Origin of the sequence: Dokdonia sp. Hel_I_63, assembly GCF_007827285.1 — a bacterium.
Classification (GTDB): domain Bacteria; phylum Bacteroidota; class Bacteroidia; order Flavobacteriales; family Flavobacteriaceae; genus Dokdonia.
Genome location: NZ_VISD01000001.1, coordinates 613,905 through 632,631 on the forward strand (window position 1 = coordinate 613,905; position 18,727 = coordinate 632,631).

Below are 18,727 nucleotides of genomic sequence, written 5' to 3' on the forward strand. Positions count from 1 at the left end.
AGATTAGAGTCTTAGGGCTCCACCCCTTATGTTAGTAAAATTTCCAAAGAGATACTATCTCGTTTTTGCATTCCTTGCACTCATAACGGCAATTGCTGTTTATTGGGGTACATCTCGCATAATACAACAAGAGGAAGCTGCTCGTACACTTAACTTAGAAAGAGCAAATAGAGAAGCTGCAAAGGAATTTCAAGAAGCTCTTAACAATTATGCGACTCTAATTTCTGGAGTAAAAAGTTATATTGAAATATCTAATGGGAGCTTTACAGAGAACGATATATCTTCCTTCATAGAACGGCAGCTAGGTGGACTTATCATGGAACGTCCCTTTAGTGTCTCATATATTGATACGAGCCATATTTTTATTTTTGACTTTACCATGCAGCCTGTACCTAATGCAAATTTGGTAGGAAAATCAATAGCGAAATTTATAGGAAAGGAGGGTACATTGAGAATGGACTCTTTAATGCGTAAGAGTAATTTCTATGCCTCAGACCCCACAAATTTATTAGAAGGTAGAGTAGGACTTCCATTAGGTTTTGGTGTTTTGGACAGCCTTGGTAATTCTATGGGTTATATAACTAGTATTGCAGAGTTTGCCCCTATTTTAGATAAAGCATATGTTCATACTAATAAAGATGATTTTGTCTTTAAGTTTAAAAGTAGTAACGGTAATTACTTTGATCGTAGTAGAGCCCATAATGGACAAAAAATATATTCTGTAAATGAGGATCCAGAGTTTTTTAAAAACTTTGATGTCAAAGAAGAAACCTATATCTCTAGTGTAGTCCCTTTTTACAATAAAGAATTTATATTGAGCACCGCCTATAAGAAGTCTCATGAAGGTTTCTTAGCGCTAGGCGTTACATCATGTTTGTGGTATCTCGCCATATTAGGATTTATGTTCTTTTTGATAAGTCAGTATTATTTGTATGAGCGTAAGAATAAAATTATTGCCTCACAAAAGGTCCGATTGTCAGAGTTAGTAGCTACTAAAAATAAGTTTTTTTCAATTTTAGCAAACGATCTTAGAGGTCCTCTATCATCCGTAATAAACTTTTTAGATGTGTTAAAAGTAGAACACGCAAATAACAATCAAAACACCACTATAATAAACTCTCTTGAAGACTCTAGCCGAAATAGTATTTCATTACTTGACAACCTTCTAAAATGGTCAAAACTTCAAACAGATCAAGTTGAATTTACTCCTGTTTCATTAGATATCATGTCTATTACAAAAGATCAAATTAAAATACAAAATCATGCTCTTCAAAATAAAGGGCTTAATATACGTCTAGAGTCAAGCTTTAAAGGTGAGGTAGTAGGAGATAAAAATATGGTGGCGACCATAATTAGAAATGTACTATCTAATGCAATTAAGTTTTCACACGATAATGATATCATAGTTATTGAGCTTACAAGGCTAGATAATAAGTTTGTTTTTAGTATTGAAGATAACGGAATAGGGATTCCAGAACATGACAAGCAACGACTCTTTGACTTAACTGAAATCACAAGTCGGGTGGGTACTAGAAACGAGAAAGGTTCAGGTTTAGGACTAGTTTTAAGTAATGAGTATCTCAATGCTCATAAAGGAGAATTACATATAGAAAGTGAAGATGGTAAAGGAACTCTCGTTACATTCACATTGCCTTTAGATTAAATATTTTACAATTTCTAGCGAAAACGTTTACGTAACTTTAATACCTCTCGCGTATTCCTTCGGATGCTTCTTTGTATCTTTCTAACTTGCTTAAACGTTATGGGAATGTATAAAATTCTTTTGGAAGACTCCATTGGTTATGACTTTACGCTCATAGCTATACATGGTTCATTAGAGCCATATTACTTGGCATACTTACTTAATAAGAATCTTGGATTAAGACTATCTCGTTCTCGTGAAGACCTCATTATTGGCAATCGAGAAGAAGAGGCAAGCTATCCTTTTTTTGAATTTAATGATGAGCATCAGTACGTAGATTACTATGTATTATCAAATAAGACAAAGATAGAAGTAGAAGCTAAGGCTGTTGTAGGTCTTTTTGAATCAGAGAAAACACTCAAGACTACCTACTTTATTCCTGAGATGCCACAAGTAGATTATTTTATAAAAGTGGTTGAGGATGGTAACGCTTTCGCGAAAGCTAAAGCACTAAAAATTCTCAATCAAATATCACATATTGTTACCGCTTATGAAGTAGACGTAAGCTCGTTAAAAAATAAAGAACACTTAATTTTTGAATAATGCAGAAAAGAAAAAAAACCAAGATAGTTGCAACGCTAGGGCCAGCAACTAGTAAGCGACAAGTATTGCTAGACATGATGAATGCAGGAGTAGATGTATTCCGCATTAACTTTTCACATGCAGACTATGAAGATGTTAAGGAGCGCGTAGCTATGATTCGTGAGCTAAGCGAAGAGACTGGATACAACACGTCAATACTAGCAGATTTACAAGGGCCAAAACTTCGTATAGGAAAAATGAAGGAAGAGGTAGTTGTAAATCCTGGAGATAAAATCACCTTCTCAACAGAAAGCGAATTTGAAGGAACAAAGGATCGTGTTTATATGAATTATAAGCAGTTTCCTCGTGACGTAAAAGCAGGTGAGCGCATTTTACTAGATGATGGTAAATTGATGTTTCAAGTTGATAAAACAGATGGTAAAACAGAAGTTGAGGCTACAGTAATTCAAGGAGGACCGTTACGTTCTAAAAAAGGGGTAAACTTACCTAATACAGACATATCACTTCCAGCACTCACTAAAAAAGACGTAAAAGATGCAATTTTCGCTTTAGGACTTAAGGTGGACTGGATGGCACTTTCATTTGTAAGACATGCAGAAGACTTGCAGCAATTACAAGAGTTGATTAAGAAACACTCTGATCATAAAGTACCAATTATTGCCAAAATTGAAAAGCCAGAGGCTGTAGCAAATATTGATAAGATTGTTGCTTATTGTGATGCTTTAATGGTGGCGCGTGGAGATCTAGGTGTAGAAATTCCAGCACATGAGGTGCCGTTAGTGCAAAAGCAATTAGTATTGCGCGCAAAAAAAGCAAGAATACCAGTAATCATTGCTACACAAATGATGGAAACAATGATTTCTAGCCTTACGCCTACACGTGCTGAGGTAAATGACGTTGCAAACTCTGTAATGGACGGAGCAGATGCAGTAATGCTTTCTGGAGAAACTTCTGTAGGTCAATACCCGGTACAGGTGATTGAAAAGATGGCTTCTATATGTCGTAACGTAGAAGATTCAGATCTTATTAAAGTTCCGCAGGCACCACCACACATTAAGACTAAACGTTACATTACTAAAGCAATATGTTATCACGCGGCTCACATGGCAGATGAGATAGATGCAAAAGCAATTACTACCTTAACAAATAGTGGTTACACAGCTTTTCAAATCTCAGCATGGAGACCATCATCCCACATTCTTGTATTTACATCAAATAAGCGCATACTTACACAGCTTAACCTTTTATGGGGTGTAAAGGCATTGTTTTATGACAAGTTCGTAACTACAGATGAGACGGTAGAAGATATAAGACAAATGGCTTTAAACACAGAATTGGTTGACAAAGGAGATATGCTTATTAATTTAGTAGCCATGCCACTTCTCGAAAAAGGAATGGTTAATACACTCCGTGTTTCTGAGGTGTAATTCTCCGTATAATGTATAAAAAAATGGGTAGCCACTGGCTACCCATTTTTAGTTAATGAGATTTATAGAGATATTTCTTCCTCTGTGATCACAAAAGCATTAGCAGATTGTTTGATGATGATAGTGCGCTTATAATCTCTTAACGCATATGAGTAAGTGATATTTGTTATTGCACCCTTTGGAGCAACATTAATAGTAAGTTCATCTATTTGTGTGCGGTCTCTTTTCTCACCATTTATAATAGTTACTGTTTCTTTTCTATTTGAAAGTTCTGGATTTATCCCTTTAGGAAGATTAAAGAGACGCTGAGATATTCGGTAGGCTTCATTCCAGTTTTTTGCAGGAAGTACTAGCGTTGTAGTCATTCCATAATCCTCTCCCTTTTTATTGGCCTTCTTGACTACTTTAATAGGGTGTTCTGGAGTGCTTATGCGGTTTATGTATGCTTCTAGACCTTCATTTGGTTGCGGTGGAGCAAGCGATGTTAAGTATCCATTAAAAGCAAAGCCTGTTGCTCCCTGATAGTTTACTTCTATCATCTCGCCTTTAATTCCATCTACCGTCATTTCTGTGTGCTCAGGATTACTTAATAGGAATACCTGTGCACCATAAGGAAGTGTGAGAATTTTTTTTGAGGTGAGATTTGTTCCTGATCTTAGTGATAGACCAGAGGAAGAGTTCACATAAAATTGAGTTGGAGTCGCGAGAACTTTTGGAGTTGTGATGGCAAGAGTTTCTTGAGTACCATGTTCACTATTATTTTCTGTTGAAGAATCACAGCTTAAAAAGAAAGTAAAGAAGGTTACGGAGAGGATGATGGTGTTGATTTTCATGATGAATGATTTTTAGATTAAACATTTACCAATAGAAACCACGATATGTGCCAAATATTAAAACAAAAAGGTTAAAAAAACGATAAAACCGCAACAACGAGTGGGCTATTTAAATATTGCTTAAGAATTGTTTAAAATTCGTAACCTAGACTTATAAACCACTCACTACGTTTAACTTCTGGGCTATAGGTGTATTTAAGTCGCAAAGGTCCAAGTAGCGTTTCAGAGCCATACCCTAGGGAATATCCAGAAAAGGTAGCCGGTGGCAACCAATTTTCGGGCTTGTCAAATATATCATACCCTACATTTGCAAAGTTTGCTGAGAGGTTGAGGTGATTTTTAGGAAAAACCTCAAAATCAACTTCAAATAATGCTTTGACATAGCCATCTCCAGCAATACTTAAATAATCATATCCTAAAAAAGGAACAATGTTATTTACTTTTTTTGCTCCATAACCTCCTAAGAAAAAGTCAAGCGAATTATTATCTGCTCCACCTACTTTAAAACCTCCTGCAGCTTCAACGGTAGCAGTAAATATATTACCGATACTTCCAGCATACTTTATTCGTGCATTTGCAACCCCAAACTCTGTAAAATCATTGTTGTAATCTGATGAGGCTAGAAATAAATCAAAATCTGCATCAAAAAGAACTCCTGAGTTAGGAAAGTACTTGTTATCTAGAGAGTCATATTTTAATTGAGAGTACAATCCTCCTAGGTTACTTCGTTCAAAAATAACAGCCGTTTCTTCCTCATTAGTGGACACAACAGTTTCTGTTTCGATATCTAAAAACTTATGCTGTATACCTATGTCAAATGTAAATTGCTTCGCTAGTAGCGTTTGTACATAAATTCTGTTTGTTAAGTCTTGATAATTAAGGCTCACCCTATTAATACCATCTAGAGGTATGTCACGTAAATCTTCAATAAGACGAGCGCTTACCCCTTGTTCAAAAGAGGTGTAAGAAGAGTTTACTCCCACACTCCAGTAAAAACCTTTATCAATGTAGTAGTCAAAATCGTATCTAATATTGTCTCCTAGAATAAAGTCTAAAGAGGCAATATCATTTTTAAAAAGCACTCCTTTTTTTGTGAAATTAATAAGTGCAGCAGTGCGAAAAAGGTCATCATAATGTAACGCTAGGCGCAATGATTGCGTGCTACTAGACTCTTTTAACTCAACATGGAGTACAAACTCATCATTTACCTTCTGAAGTCTATGTCCTATTCTATTAAAGTTTTCGGTGGCTGTGAGGTTATTGATGCCATTATAAAAATCATCATAAGATACCGTTACAGGAGGAGTAAGCTTTAATTTTCCGAGAATGTAGGCTCTAGTATATTGCTCATTTCCTGTAATACTCACGGCGGCAATCTGTAATGAATCTTGTGGAGTGGGTTTTATACGCTTTCGCGAAAGCGGTTTTTGCCTCATAGCAACTTCCTTAAGTGCATCATACTGTTCCATCGCCTTAGTGCGACCTGTGCCCATAATGACTTTACCATCATTAAAGGAAACCACAGAATAAGCATCAATAGAAGGTCGTATGTAAAGATCTGTTTGCGTGCGTTTTTCCTCCATCGCCTTTGCAGTGCGATAGTTGTTGATTTGCAATAACACCTCAGATGCAGATTTGAGATTGGATCTACCACGCAGTGTATCTTGTACATCCACACCAATAATAATGTCCATTCCTTTTGCGCGCAACTCTTCTACAGGATAGTTATTTGTAACACCTCCATCTATAAGGAGTTTTCCGTTTATGAGTACTGGACTAAATAATGAAGGTAATGCTCCACTAGCGCCAAGCGCTTCAGGGAGATAACCTTTGTCCAAGATGACTTGCTCTCCTTTTTCTACATCTGTAGCGATGCAGAAAAAAGGAATAGGGAGTTTACTAAAATCATTAATATTCGAAATGTGATCGAGATTTTTAGCCAGTAAATTATAAGTGTTTTGCCCTTTACTTAAGGAGCTAGGAAGCGATAGTTTAAGGTGATCAAACGGTAGTGATACTACATATCGCTCTGCATCGTCACGCTCATAAGAGGTCTTTGCCTTACGAGGTAAATTATCTTGAATGATGTTATTAAAATTTACAGAAGTAAAAATAGAATCTAACTCTGCCGCATTATACCCTGAAGCATAGAGTCCTCCTACAATAGCACCCATACTAGTGCCGGCAATGTAATCTATGCGTACACCAGCTTCTTCTATAACTTTAAGAACGCCTATGTGAGCAAAGCCTTTTGCACCACCACCACTAAGTACAAGACCTACTTTTACATCCTCTTTTTGTGCATCTTGTGCAAATGCAGAGAAGCTTAATATTAAGGCTATAACTAGTATGAAGTACTTCATTCTTTAACGTGGTAGTGATTATATATGATAGCTGCTTTTGATGGTCCTATTACCTCTGTGAGACTCTTTTTGCTTGCCACTTTTACTTTTGAAACAGAACGGTAATGTTTTAATAAATCTACAATTGTTTTTTCACCTATACCACGTATAGCGTCAAGTTCTGTTCCTAGGGCTGCATTACTACGTTGATTACGGTGAAAGGTGATGCCAAAGCGGTGCGCCTCATTACGTAATTGTTGTATAATTTTAAGGGTCTCACTCTTTTTGTCGAGATATAATGGAATACTGTCACCAGGATAAAATAATTCTTCTAGACGTTTTGCAATACCTATAATTGCTATTTTGCCACGCAAGCCTAAGTCATCTAGTGCCTTTACACCACTAGATAATTGACCCTTACCACCATCTACGATTATGAGTTGAGGTAGTGGTTGATCTTCGGCTAGTAGCCGTTTGTAACGTCTATAAACTACTTCTTCCATGCTCGCAAAATCATCTGGACCTTCTACTGTCTTGATATTAAATTTACGATAATCACTTTTGCTAGCCTTTCCGTTCTTAAAAACGACGCAGGCGGCTACAGGATTTGAACCTTGTATGTTTGAGTTGTCAAAGCATTCTATATGTCTAGGCTCCTCAGTTAATCTTAGGTCTGCCTTCATTTGTGCCATGATGCGGTTAGTATGGCGGTCTGGATCTACTATTTTAGTTTGCTTGAAACGTTCCATCCTGTAATACTTTGCATTACGTTCAGAGAGTTCTAGTATGCGCTTTTTGTCACCTAGTTTAGGCACGGTAATTTTATATTGATCACCTAGCTCTACTTCAAATGGAACATAGATTTCCTTTGAGTTATGGTCAAAACGTTGCTGAATCTCAATAATACCCAGCTCAAGTAATTCTTTATCGGTCTCGTCTAGTTGCTTCTTGAGTTCTAGCGTATGAGACTTAATAATGGCACCGTGTGATATCTGTAAGAAGTTTACATACCCATACCCCTCATCGCTTATAATGGAGAATACATCAACATCGCTTATCTTAGGATTAACCACCGTACTTTTAGATTGGTACCCTTCAAGGATGTCAAGCTTTTCTTTAATGCGTTGTGCATCTTCAAATTCCATGGCAGCAGCGTGCTCCTTCATTTTTTCGCGAAAGCGAGCTAGAGAATCTTTAAAATCACCTTTTACAATCTGCCGTATGTGTTCTATGTGCTCATGATATTCTTTTTCTGACTGCTTGTCTTCACAAGGGCCTTCGCAGTTGCCTAGATGATATTCAAGGCACACTTTATACTTCCCAGCGTCTATCTTATCTTTAGAAAGGTCATAATTACAAGTGCGAAGCTTATATAAACTTTTAATCAAGTCTAGTAGCGTGCGCACTGTTTTCATACTCGTGTATGGACCATAATACTCGCTACCATCTTTAATGAGTCTACGCGTAGGGAAAATCCTAGGGAAGCGTTCATTTTTTATACAAATCCACGGGTAGCTTTTATCATCTTTAAGCAGTACGTTGTACCGTGGCTGATATTCTTTTATAAGACTGTTTTCAAGAAGAAGCGCATCTGTCTCGGTCTCGACCACGATATGCTTCATCTCGTGAATCTTTTTGACCATCGTCCTTATGCGGCCGTTATCTAGGGTTTTATTAAAATAGGAAAGTACTCGTTTTTTTAAGTTCTTTGCTTTTCCTACGTAAAGCAGTTTTCCGTTTTTATCGTAGTATTGATATATTCCCGGACTTGTAGGAAGTGTTTTGAGTTGAAGTTCTATTGGAGCAGCAGGCATACTCAAAGATAATATATGAGGCGGATTACGCTTTCGCGAAAGCATAAAAAATCGCATTAAAATCTTTATAAAGAAAGTACATATTTTATACCTTGCCATACTATGCCAAAACGCACTATAGGTCGCACTGACAAAGCAGATTTTCCAGTTCTAGGGTTTTACGATATTGATATTAAAATCGATACGGGTGCCTACACCTCTTCCATACATTGTCACAGTATTGTTGAAAAGGAAAACAAACTAGTGTGCACATTCTTTGACGAAGAACATCCACTCTATAATGGTCAAGAAATGATTTTTGAGGAGTATGATATTGCCATCGTGCGAAGTAGTAATGGAGAAACTCAATATAGATATCAAGTCCAGAGTAGTATTACTATCTTTAGTAAGACTTATAAGATATCATTAACGCTCTCGTCAAGAGAAGATATGAGGTTTCCTGTTCTGATAGGAAGGAAATTTCTAACAAAAAAATTCATCGTGGATACTGAGTTTACAAACGTATCCTACAACCTTAAAAACAATGAATCTAAAGATATTATCTCGTAATCCACATTTATACAGTACATCTAGACTTGTAGAAGTAGGATTAAAGAGAGGGCATAGCGTTGAGGTAATTGATCCTCTTAAATGTGACCTTATCATAGAAAAGAAAAAGCCTACGGTCTTTTACAAAGGACGCACACTTGAGACAGCAGATGCAATTATACCTCGTATAGGTGCTTCTATTACGTTTTATGGTACTGCAGTGGTGAGGCAATTTGAGATGATGGATGCTTTTACCACAACAACCTCTCAGGCACTTGTGAGAAGTCGAGATAAACTGCGTAGTTTACAAGTATTATCTAGATCAAAACTAGGGTTACCTAAGACCATTTTTACAAACTACTCCCGAGATGTGGAGGAGATGATTGCACATGTAGGTGGAGCACCTCTTATTATAAAACTACTTGAGGGAACTCAAGGGTTAGGTGTAGTACTCGCAGAGACCAAAAATGCAGCTGAGTCTGTAATTGAAGCTTTTAATGGACTCGAAGCCCGAGTGATTGTGCAAGAATATATCAAGGAAGCAAAAGGAGCAGACATTAGAGCATTTGTAGTAGATGGTCAGATTGTAGGAGCTATGAAGCGCCAGGGTAAAGAAGGAGAGTTCCGTTCTAATTTGCATAGAGGAGGAACTGCAGAAATTATAAGCTTAACAGACGAAGAGGAAAATGCGGCTATAAAAGCAGCAAAAGCAATGGGTCTAGGAGTAGCTGGTGTAGATATGCTGCAAAGTGATCGCGGCCCACTCATTCTAGAAGTAAATTCATCTCCAGGTTTAGAAGGGATTGAAAAAGCTACAGGGAAGGATATTGCCAAAACAATTATTCGCTATATTGAACGTAATATATAAGAGATTGTGCCAAAAATAGACGAAAACAACATCCTCACAATACTAGGTAAACAGGTAATACCTGGTGAGAGCGCTACTATAAATTTCAATATTGCAAAACTTTATACGGCCACCTCTGTAGAGGTTCCCATCATCATAGAGCGAGCAAAAAAACCTGGTCCAGTAATTTTAATCACTTCGGGAATTCATGGTGATGAAATTAATGGAGTTGAAATTGTACGCCAGCTCATTGCAAAAAAAATAAATAAGCCTAAGCGAGGAACCATCATCTGTGTGCCGGTGGTAAATATCTTTGGATTTTTAGATATGAAACGCACGTTTCCAGATGGAAGAGATCTCAATCGTGTATTCCCAGGTAATCCAAGAGGATCACTTGCTAGCAGGTTTGCCTATCAATTTGTAAAGAAAATATTACCTGTAGCAGATGTATGTTTGGATTTTCACACCGGTGGAGCATCTAGATTTAATGTTGCACAAGTACGGATAGAACCCTCAGATGAGACATCTTTAAAGTATGGGTCTATCTTTAACGCACCATTTACTTTGCACTCTAAAATGATACCAAAATCATATAGAGCCACTTGTGCAAGAATGGGAAAACCAGTGATTCTTTTTGAAGGTGGGAAGTCTAAAGTAAGTGACAAGGAAATTGCACGATTAGGTGTTTTTGGAACTATGAGAATATTAGACCATCTAGAAATGCTTGGTGCTAATTTTGAGGTTCCAGAAGTTTTAAAAGAATCTGTAACGGTAGATGCTACTATGTGGCTTAGAGCGCAATATTCTGGACTATTACATACTAAAGTGAATTGTGGTGAGCGGCTATCTGTAGGCCAGCATATAGCTACAATCACAGATCCGTACGGTAAATTTCGTCATGTTGTAAAGGCAAAAAACGAAGGATACGTGATTAATGTAAACGAGGCATCGCTAGTCTATCAAGGAGACGCAATTTTCAATATATCTATAGACCGTATACCTAATGATGACCAAGCAGGAGCTTAGAAAAAAGTATAAAGACTTAAGAGCAGCACTCACACAAGGTGAGCGTGACGAGAGAAGTTTAGAAATCGCAAATCAGGCGCTCTCTATGGATATATGGAATCATGATTACTATCATATTTTCCTTCCAATAGACCGCTTACGCGAAATAGACACTCAGTATCTACTCTCCATTCTAGGAGGAAAAGACAAGAATGTTATCATCTCAAAGTCAAATTTTGAGGAAAATACGCTATCTCATTATTTGCTCACAGATAGCACTAAAATAGTGGTTAATGATTACGGAATACCAGAACCTGAAGACGGAATAGAAATACCTGCGTCTAAACTTGATGTTGTATTTATCCCACTTCTTGCTTATGATAAGCAGGGTAATCGTATAGGGTACGGTAAAGGTTTTTATGACCGTTTTCTCGCTCAGTGCAAGCCAGATGTTATAAAAATTGGCTTGAGCTATTTTGAGCCAGAAGAGCACTTAATCGATATAAACACACAAGACATCGGTATAAATCGCTGTATTTCACCGAAAAAGATATATAGTTTTTAAAAAATTATGAATATTATGGTATATTCATAGCTATATAACTTATAGTGATGAATTTATCTAGATTGTCTTTAAAGGGAAAAAAGAATGCTACCGTAGAAAAAAATGCTGCGAGTACTTCTGATTATTTTTCGATGGATAATTTCTACTATAAACAGATTTCTGAACTTACGGGAGCAGGAGGATGGAGTGTCGATTTTAAGAATAAAAAGAGCTTCTTTGATGAGAAAGCAAGAAATATTCTTAACGTACCTAAAGACTATAAGCCCACATTAAATACTGGTTTTAATTTTTATGCAGAGGAGCATATGGACAAAGCCACAGCACTCTTTTTTGATTGTGCTCAAGGAAAATCTTTTTCTACTCATGTAAAGATGAGAACCTATGATGGAGAAATATTCTGGGCAAAAGCAAGTGGACGTCCTCTTAGAGATAATGATAAGGAAATTATTGGTATACGAGGAGTTTTTCAAAATATTCATGAGGAGAAGCTTCGTGAAGAACAGTTAGAACAGTCTTTTAGATTAATACAGGGACATAACTCGCGGCTGTACGATTTTGCTCATATCATTTCTCATAATTTAAGATCTCAAGTTGGAAACTTACAAATGTCTGCAGCGCTATTTGATAGCTCAAATCTAAGTGCAGACCAAAACGAATTACTTCAAAATTTCACAAAGATTGGAAAGAGTCTAGATGTTACATTAAGACATCTCAATAAGATAGTAAGCGTACACAGTGTTGCAAGTAAAACAAGAGATAAGGTTGTAATTCAAGATGTATATAATCGCGTGGTCGCTGGACTATCGCAAACAATTAGAGAAAATAAGGTCGTGATGTATACAGATTTCTCAGAAGTAGAGGAGATTCCATACATCGAAGCGTATCTAGAAAGTATTTTGCAAAACTTAATAACAAACGCAATACGTTATAAGCACCCAGATCGTGATCCAGAAATCTCTTTATATACCTATGAGGAGAATGGTAAAGTACACCTTCTAGTAAAAGATAATGGATTAGGGATTGATCTAAAGAAGCATGGAGAAGAGCTTTTTAAAATCTATAAAACTTTTCACGGTAATGATGATGCCTTGGGTCTAGGCTTGTTTCTCACTCGTAATGAAGTAGAGGCAATGGGTGGAGAAATCAACGTAGAAAGTAAAGTAGGTAAGGGATCAAAATTTATAGTGACATTAGATTAAACTAGCACACACCATTAACAATGGCAGAATATCCGATAGAAATAGCATGTATAATTGACGACGATGAGATGTATGTAAGTTTAATCACAAAGGTGATAGACATACGTAAACTTGCAAAAAATCTTATCGTTTTTAAAAATGGCGAACAAGCTCTTGATTACTTCGTCAAAACATTTTTACATAAAGAGGAACAAGCTATCCCGCAGATTATACTATTGGACCTCAATATGCCAGTTATGGATGGATGGAAATTTCTAGAAGAGCTCAGTAAGTACAATTTTCCAGCACTTAAAAATAGCACGCTATACATTGTAAGCTCGTCTATAAATCCTGTTGATATAAAGCGATCTCAACAATTTAATCTAGTAAAAGACTTCTTAGTAAAACCTATTGGCTTTGACGACCTAGCAGCGGTCTTTAAAAAGGAAGTGGCTTAAGCTGCTGCCTTATTATCTTTCTCGTCCTGAGGAAATACTCTTTTATTAAATACAAGCAGTATTCCTACTCCAGTGCTTATTGCCATATCTGCTATATTGAAGATAGCATTAAAGAAGGTAAATGTTTTACCACCTAAAAATGGAACCCATTCTGGCCACATTGCATCTTGAATAAACGGGAAATACAGCATGTCTACCACTTTTCCGAAGAGAGGGTCTGCATACCCACCACCTTCTGGCATAAAGGTCGCAATCTGACTCGTAGTACTCTCGCTAAAAATAGATCCATAGATAAGGGAATCTATAATATTACCTACTGCTCCAGCAAAGACGAGTGATAATGCAATCACGAGAAGCTTCGGTGCGTGATTTACTGCAGATTTATATAGATAATACCCAATTACAGGCGCTATGATAAGTCTAAAAAGTGATAAGGTTATCTTACCATATTTACCAGGTAACTCTACTCCCCAAGCGGCTCCTTGATTTTCAACAAAAAAGATTTGAAACCAGTCCATACCAAAAACTTGTATACTCTCACGTAAGTAAAAGTTAGTTTTTATATAAACCTTCAACACCTGATCTACTAATAAAATCAGGAAAACAATAAGGGCGACTTTCTTAAGAGACATAATTATTTTTTGACAAGGGACAAAAATAGGTTATTCACAACGATTTTACTATCGTGATATCACCATGTATACTTTGTAGTTTGAGAGTTGGTCCCAGAGTAATTTCTGGCGATATAACGATAGTACCGTTACGAGATTGTGCAGTAACATGTGCTTTATCAATATCAAGTTCAATACTTCCAGAGATAGTGTTTATAGTTGCGCTTTCGCGAAAGCGAAGTCCTTCTCCTTTAAAGTGTCCTCTTCCCAAATCCATGTGCACTTGCCCGAAGGCTCCATAGATATCTACGCCTGCAAGTGTGCTGTACACAGACACGTCCAGTCCCATAGGAACCGTTATTTCAAGCTCAATAGCCATCACTTTATGTGCTGAGAGCTTATCATTAAAAGGCTCGTAATCTGGAGTTTTTCCCGTAGTAATTTTAAGTACATTGTTTGCGATAGCAGTATTTAACAAGGTAGATGCAAATATTTCCCCATCTATAATGGTATGCACTGTGATTTGATCAGTATCTGCAGCGGTAATTGTAATCTCAAAAATCTCATTGCTATTAATATATAGTTCTTTTATACTCGCCGCATCATAGGTTTGAGATAGACGTTTTTGTGCTGCAACTGAAGTAGCAACCAGAAAGAATATTAGTATAGAATAGTGTTTAAGCAAAATCAATTTTTTAAAAATGATTAGAGAACAATGAGAACAAAGCTCCTATTAAAATTAAAATGAAACTAATCAATAAACTTTGTTTGGTTGAGATTTTATCATAAAACGTCAGAATATTCAGAGCAAATCCTAGAATAGACAAAAAGAAAATTGTGTACAGTATCCAATCAGGAACTCTAAAAAAACATTAATCCTGGCTCTCTGTACGCTTGGTGTAGCCAAATAGTAGCATATAAGAAATAACCTGAAATTATAAATTCAAGAATAACAACTAAAAGACGTGGTGCTTTGGTCATCAATGTTAAATCAAAAAGCGCCCTTCAAAAAGGGCGCTTATATAAATTCTAGTTTTAAGTTTTACTTTATAAAAATATAAACTTAAGCCTGCATATTCTTAGCCTCAATGCTCAATGTAGCGTGAGGAACTAACTTTAAACGTTCTGGATTGATAAGTTTTCCAGTTACACGGCATATACCGTACGTTTTGTTATTAATACGAGTAATCGCATTTTTAAGATCGCGTATAAATTTTTCTTGACGTATAGCAAGTGCACTGTTTGCCTCTTTACTCATCGTGGCGCTACCTTCCTCAAAAGATTTAAATTGTGGAGAGGTATCATCTGTACCGTTATCTCCATCGTTGAGGTAGGCACTTTTAATAAGCTCGAGATCGTGTTGTGCTTTCTCAATCTTCTTTTCTATTAATTCTCTAAACTCAGCGAGCTGTGCATCGCTAAATCTTTCTTGTATATCGTCTGCCATTACTATTGTTTTGAAATGGTTAAAAATGTTGTTATATCATCAAAAGCAATCTCCAGTCCATCACTTAATGTAGGAACTAATTCAAGAGAATCTGCTAGTGTTTCTGCTTTAATATAGTCTGCGTTAGTCAGTACTGTCTGAGCAATTGACGGCTCTTCTTGTAGCTGTATATGGATACGATCTGTCACTTCAAATCCAGAGTCCTTACGGAGATTCTGTATACGGTTAACCAATTCTCGTGCCACACCTTCTTTTTTGAGCTCTTCACTTATCGTAACATCTAGAGCTACTGTTACTCCAGCATTACTTGCAACTAGCCACCCTTCAATGTCTTGCGATGTTATCTCAACGTCTCCAGCCTGCAAAATAGTATTTTCTCCATTAATTTCGACGGTTAATTCACCATCTTGCTCAATTTTTGCAATATCCTCAGCTTGTAGTGAGTTTATCTTGCTAGCAATGAGCTTCATATCTTTCCCAAAACGAGGTCCTAATACCTTAAAATTAGGTTTGATTTGCTTCACTAATATCCCAGAATCATCAGAAATGAGCTCAATTTCTTTCACATTTACCTCAGATTTAATCAAATCTGCCACGGCAAGGATCTCATTCTTATCATTTTCATTAAGCACAGGGATCATAATGCGCTGTAAAGGTTGGCGTACTTTGATCTTCTCTTTTGCTCTTAATGAGAGTGTTAGTGAGCTTACTATTTGTGCTTTTTGCATTTTATGCTCAAGAGCAGCATCTATATAAGTTGCATCACTCACGGGGAATTCTGCAAGGTGTATGCTTTCAAAATCTTCTTTTCCAGTAGCAGCATTAAGGTCTTTATAGAGTTTTTCCATAAAGAATGGTGCAACAGGAGCGCTAAGCTTTGCTACAGTCTCAAGACAGGTATATAATGTTTGGTATGCAGAGATTTTATCTGTTGCATATTCACCTTTCCAAAAACGTCTTCTACTCAATCGTACAAACCAGTTAGACAAGTTTTCTTGTACAAAAGTGTCTATCGCCCTTGTTGCTTTGGTAGGCTCATATTCGGCATAAAACTTATCTACTTCTGCTATAAGACTGTGTAGTTCTGATAGTATCCATCTGTCTATTTCTGGACGTTGAGAAAGTGCTATTTCCGCTTCCGCGAAAGAGAAATTATCAAGATTTGCATACAGCGCAAAGAAGTTATACGTGTTGTAAAGTGTCCCAAAGAACTTGCGCTTTACTTCTTCTATTCCTTCTAGATCAAACTTGAGGTTGTCCCAAGGGTTTGCGTTAGAAATCATGTACCAGCGCGTTGCATCTGGACCGTATTTTTCTAAGGTCTCAAAAGGATCTGTTGCATTACCAAGACGCTTAGACATCTTTTGCCCATTCTTGTCAAGTACAAGTCCGTTAGAAACTACATTTTTATAAGCAACATCATCAAAGATCATCGTTGCAATCGCGTGCAGTGTATAAAACCATCCACGAGTTTGGTCTACACCTTCGGCTATAAAATCTGCCTTGCGCCAAGTGTCTTCTACAAGTTCTTTATTTTCAAAAGGGTAGTGCCATTGTGCATACGGCATAGATCCAGAGTCAAACCATACATCTATAAGGTCTGCTTCACGCATCATAGGCCGCCCACTATCTGAGACTAGCGTAATTTTATCTACAATGTTTTTATGGAGATCTACAAGCTCGTAATTCTCATCACTCATATCGCCCACTTTAAATCCTTCGAAAGGATCTGTGTCCATCACACCTTTATCAAGTGCTTTTTGGATTTCGGCTTTAAGTTCGGCTATAGAGCCTATGAGGATTTCTTCTTTTCCGTCTTCGGTGCGCCATATAGGAAGCGGTATTCCCCAGAAACGGCTACGTGATAAGTTCCAGTCGTTTGCATTTGCAAGCCAGTTTCCAAAACGTCCTTCTCCTGTAGACTTAGGTTTCCAGTTTACGCCAAGGTTAAGCTCGTGCATACGATCTTTAAAATCGGTCACTTTTATAAACCAAGAATCTAGCGGGTAGTAAAGTACTGGCTTATCTGTACGCCAGCAATGTGGGTAACTGTGCACGTATTTCTCTACCTTAAAGGCTTTATTTTCTTCTTTTAAGCGTATCGCAAGTTCCACGTCCATAGAACGTTCTGGAGCCTCACCATCTGCATAGTATTCATTCTTGATGTACTTGTTTCCAAACTCTTTGAGCTCAGGGCGAAATTTACCCTGAAGATCTACAAGCGGCACAAGGTTACCATCTTCATTTTTAATAAGAAGTGGCGGAATTTCTGGTGAAGCGAGTTTTGCAACCAAAGCATCATCTGCACCAAAAGTAGGTGCTGTGTGTACGATACCTGTTCCATCCTCTGTAGTTACAAAGTCACCAGCTATCACACGGAAAGCATCTTGAGGATTATCATTAGGTTGTACGAAGTCAAATAGTTGCTCGTAGCGAAGTTCAAGAAGGTCTGCTCCTTTAAATTCTCTAGCTACGAAGTATGGGATTTTCTTATCTCCAGCATTGTATGTGTCCAGTTCTTCTTTCGCGGAAGCGGAAACAAATTTCTTATCAAACTGCTTAGAGATTAAATTCTTTGCAAGGATAACTTTTACTGGCTCAAAAGTGTACTGGTTAAATGTCTCAACGAGTACATAATCTATCTTCTTTCCAACAGTAAGTGCCGTGTTTGAAGGCAGTGTCCAAGGAGTCGTCGTCCAGGCGATAAAGTAGGTGTTCCCGTCTGCAAGTTCTTTTGCAAGTGGGTTTTCACCTTGATCTGTGATTTTAAATTGTGCCACCACCGTAGTATCTGTCACATCGCGGTAACAGCCAGGCTGGTTAAGTTCGTGAGAGCTTAATCCCGTTCCCGCCTTAGGAGAATATGGCTGGATGGTGTACCCTTTGTATAGTAAATCTTTGTTATAGATTTGCTTAAGTAGCCACCATACGGTTTCCATATACTTGGCCTTGTAGGTGATGTATGGATCTTCCATATCTACCCAGTAGCCCATTTTTTCGGTAAGGTCGTTCCAGATATCTGTGTAGCGCATCACGGCTTTTTTACAAGCTTCGTTATACTCCTCTACAGTGATTTTTGTGCCAATATCTTCTTTGGTAATACCAAGTTCTTTTTCAACACCAAGTTCTACAGGAAGTCCGTGTGTATCCCATCCCGCTTTACGCTTTACCTGAAAGCCTTTCATCGTTTTATAACGAGGAAAAATATCTTTAATCGCACGTGCTAGTACGTGGTGTACACCCGGTAGTCCGTTTGCCGAAGGTGGTCCTTCAAAAAACACATACGGTTTTGCTCCTTCTCGAGAAGTAACCGACTTCTCAAAAACGTCATTTTCTTTCCAGTAGGCAAGTACCTCGCTAGCGATGTTAGGAAGGTCTAATCCTTTATATTCAGTGAACTTAGCGCTCATTTTGTAGTCTTTAAATG

16 protein-coding genes are annotated in these 18,727 nt (G+C 37.4%); 9 read left to right on the forward strand and 7 right to left on the reverse strand.

Annotated elements, in window-relative coordinates; translation table 11 throughout:
- The first annotated feature begins 28 nt into the window (after positions 1–28).
- The 3 genes from JM84_RS02770 (at position 29) to pyk (ending at position 3,672) form a co-directional block, all read left to right on the forward strand.
- Positions 29–1,663, forward strand: a complete 1,635-nt coding sequence (locus JM84_RS02770) for a sensor histidine kinase (protein ID WP_144782627.1) — start codon at positions 29–31, stop codon at positions 1,661–1,663.
- Between the two features lie 105 nt (positions 1,664–1,768).
- The gene (locus JM84_RS02775) at positions 1,769–2,245 is read left to right on the forward strand and encodes an IPExxxVDY family protein (RefSeq protein ID WP_013750591.1); all 477 of its coding nucleotides are present in this window, start codon (positions 1,769–1,771) and stop codon (positions 2,243–2,245) included.
- Entirely contained in the window at positions 2,245–3,672 is a 1,428-nt protein-coding gene (gene pyk, locus JM84_RS02780) for a pyruvate kinase (protein WP_144782629.1), read from the forward strand. The genes JM84_RS02775 and pyk overlap by 1 nt, the downstream gene beginning before the upstream one ends.
- A gap of 62 nt (positions 3,673–3,734) precedes the next feature.
- Here the strand turns inward: pyk and JM84_RS02785 are convergent, their stop codons facing one another.
- The 3 genes from JM84_RS02785 to uvrC form a co-directional block, all read right to left on the reverse strand.
- Positions 3,735–4,505, reverse strand: coding sequence for a hypothetical protein (locus JM84_RS02785; protein WP_144782630.1), 771 nt, complete (start codon positions 4,503–4,505; stop codon positions 3,735–3,737).
- Between the two features lie 131 nt (positions 4,506–4,636).
- Entirely contained in the window at positions 4,637–6,868 is a 2,232-nt protein-coding gene (locus JM84_RS02790) for a patatin-like phospholipase family protein (RefSeq protein ID WP_144782632.1), read from the reverse strand.
- The gene (gene uvrC, locus JM84_RS02795; RefSeq protein ID WP_041295628.1) at positions 6,865–8,661 is read right to left on the reverse strand and encodes an excinuclease ABC subunit UvrC; all 1,797 of its coding nucleotides are present in this window, start codon (positions 8,659–8,661) and stop codon (positions 6,865–6,867) included. Before uvrC ends, JM84_RS02790 begins: the two co-directional genes overlap by 4 nt.
- A 102-nt stretch (positions 8,662–8,763) precedes the next feature.
- On the opposite strand from uvrC, the gene JM84_RS02800 reads away from it, so the two are divergent.
- From JM84_RS02800 to JM84_RS02825, 6 genes are read left to right on the forward strand one after another with little or no spacing between them, the layout of a single operon-like run.
- Positions 8,764–9,210, forward strand: a complete 447-nt coding sequence (locus JM84_RS02800) for an ATP-dependent zinc protease (protein ID WP_013750586.1) — start codon at positions 8,764–8,766, stop codon at positions 9,208–9,210.
- Entirely contained in the window at positions 9,185–10,057 is an 873-nt protein-coding gene (gene rimK, locus JM84_RS02805; RefSeq protein WP_013750585.1) for a 30S ribosomal protein S6--L-glutamate ligase, read from the forward strand. The genes JM84_RS02800 and rimK overlap by 26 nt, the downstream gene beginning before the upstream one ends.
- A gap of 6 nt (positions 10,058–10,063) precedes the next feature.
- Positions 10,064–11,062 (forward strand): succinylglutamate desuccinylase/aspartoacylase family protein, encoded by a 999-nt coding sequence (locus JM84_RS02810; RefSeq protein ID WP_144782634.1) that lies wholly within the window; start codon positions 10,064–10,066, stop codon positions 11,060–11,062.
- Positions 11,043–11,606 (forward strand): 5-formyltetrahydrofolate cyclo-ligase, encoded by a 564-nt coding sequence (locus tag JM84_RS02815; RefSeq protein ID WP_013750583.1) that lies wholly within the window; start codon positions 11,043–11,045, stop codon positions 11,604–11,606. Before JM84_RS02810 ends, JM84_RS02815 begins: the two co-directional genes overlap by 20 nt.
- 47 nt (positions 11,607–11,653) lie before the next feature.
- Positions 11,654–12,805 carry a PAS domain-containing sensor histidine kinase gene (locus tag JM84_RS02820; RefSeq protein WP_144782636.1) on the forward strand — a complete coding sequence of 384 codons (1,152 nt, stop codon included), beginning with the start codon at positions 11,654–11,656 and terminating at the stop codon, positions 12,803–12,805.
- A gap of 20 nt (positions 12,806–12,825) precedes the next feature.
- Positions 12,826–13,242, forward strand: coding sequence for a response regulator (locus tag JM84_RS02825; protein WP_144782638.1), 417 nt, complete (start codon positions 12,826–12,828; stop codon positions 13,240–13,242).
- Here JM84_RS02825 and JM84_RS02830 read toward each other — a convergent pair.
- From JM84_RS02830 to ileS, 4 genes are all read right to left on the reverse strand, one after another.
- Positions 13,239–13,874, reverse strand: coding sequence for a lipoprotein signal peptidase (locus JM84_RS02830; RefSeq protein WP_013750580.1), 636 nt, complete (start codon positions 13,872–13,874; stop codon positions 13,239–13,241). The genes JM84_RS02825 and JM84_RS02830 overlap by 4 nt on opposite strands.
- Positions 13,875–13,908: 34 nt before the next feature.
- Positions 13,909–14,538, reverse strand: a complete 630-nt coding sequence (locus JM84_RS02835) for a DUF4097 domain-containing protein (protein ID WP_144782640.1) — start codon at positions 14,536–14,538, stop codon at positions 13,909–13,911.
- A 378-nt stretch (positions 14,539–14,916) separates the two neighbouring features.
- Positions 14,917–15,300: a TraR/DksA family transcriptional regulator gene (locus JM84_RS02840; RefSeq protein WP_013750577.1), complete on the reverse strand. Its 384-nt coding sequence runs from the start codon at positions 15,298–15,300 to the stop codon at positions 14,917–14,919.
- A 2-nt stretch (positions 15,301–15,302) separates the two neighbouring features.
- Positions 15,303–18,710, reverse strand: a complete 3,408-nt coding sequence (gene ileS, locus JM84_RS02845) for an isoleucine--tRNA ligase (RefSeq protein ID WP_144782642.1) — start codon at positions 18,708–18,710, stop codon at positions 15,303–15,305.
- Positions 18,711–18,727: the final 17 nt, after the last annotated feature.

Coding starts and splice junctions, on each gene's coding strand:
- JM84_RS02770 (WP_144782627.1), top strand. CDS start 29: ATGTTAGTAAAATTTCCAAAGAGATACTATCTCGTTTTTGCATTCCTT.
- JM84_RS02775 (WP_013750591.1), top strand. CDS start 1,769: ATGTATAAAATTCTTTTGGAAGACTCCATTGGTTATGACTTTACGCTC.
- pyk (WP_144782629.1), top strand. CDS start 2,245: ATGCAGAAAAGAAAAAAAACCAAGATAGTTGCAACGCTAGGGCCAGCA.
- JM84_RS02785 (WP_144782630.1), bottom strand. CDS start 4,505: ATGAAAATCAACACCATCATCCTCTCCGTAACCTTCTTTACTTTCTTT.
- JM84_RS02790 (WP_144782632.1), bottom strand. CDS start 6,868: ATGAAGTACTTCATACTAGTTATAGCCTTAATATTAAGCTTCTCTGCA.
- uvrC (WP_041295628.1), bottom strand. CDS start 8,661: ATGCCTGCTGCTCCAATAGAACTTCAACTCAAAACACTTCCTACAAGT.
- JM84_RS02800 (WP_013750586.1), top strand. CDS start 8,764: ATGCCAAAACGCACTATAGGTCGCACTGACAAAGCAGATTTTCCAGTT.
- rimK (WP_013750585.1), top strand. CDS start 9,185: ATGAATCTAAAGATATTATCTCGTAATCCACATTTATACAGTACATCT.
- JM84_RS02815 (WP_013750583.1), top strand. CDS start 11,043: ATGACCAAGCAGGAGCTTAGAAAAAAGTATAAAGACTTAAGAGCAGCA.
- JM84_RS02820 (WP_144782636.1), top strand. CDS start 11,654: ATGAATTTATCTAGATTGTCTTTAAAGGGAAAAAAGAATGCTACCGTA.
- JM84_RS02825 (WP_144782638.1), top strand. CDS start 12,826: ATGGCAGAATATCCGATAGAAATAGCATGTATAATTGACGACGATGAG.
- JM84_RS02830 (WP_013750580.1), bottom strand. CDS start 13,874: ATGTCTCTTAAGAAAGTCGCCCTTATTGTTTTCCTGATTTTATTAGTA.
- JM84_RS02840 (WP_013750577.1), bottom strand. CDS start 15,300: ATGGCAGACGATATACAAGAAAGATTTAGCGATGCACAGCTCGCTGAG.
- ileS (WP_144782642.1), bottom strand. CDS start 18,710: ATGAGCGCTAAGTTCACTGAATATAAAGGATTAGACCTTCCTAACATC.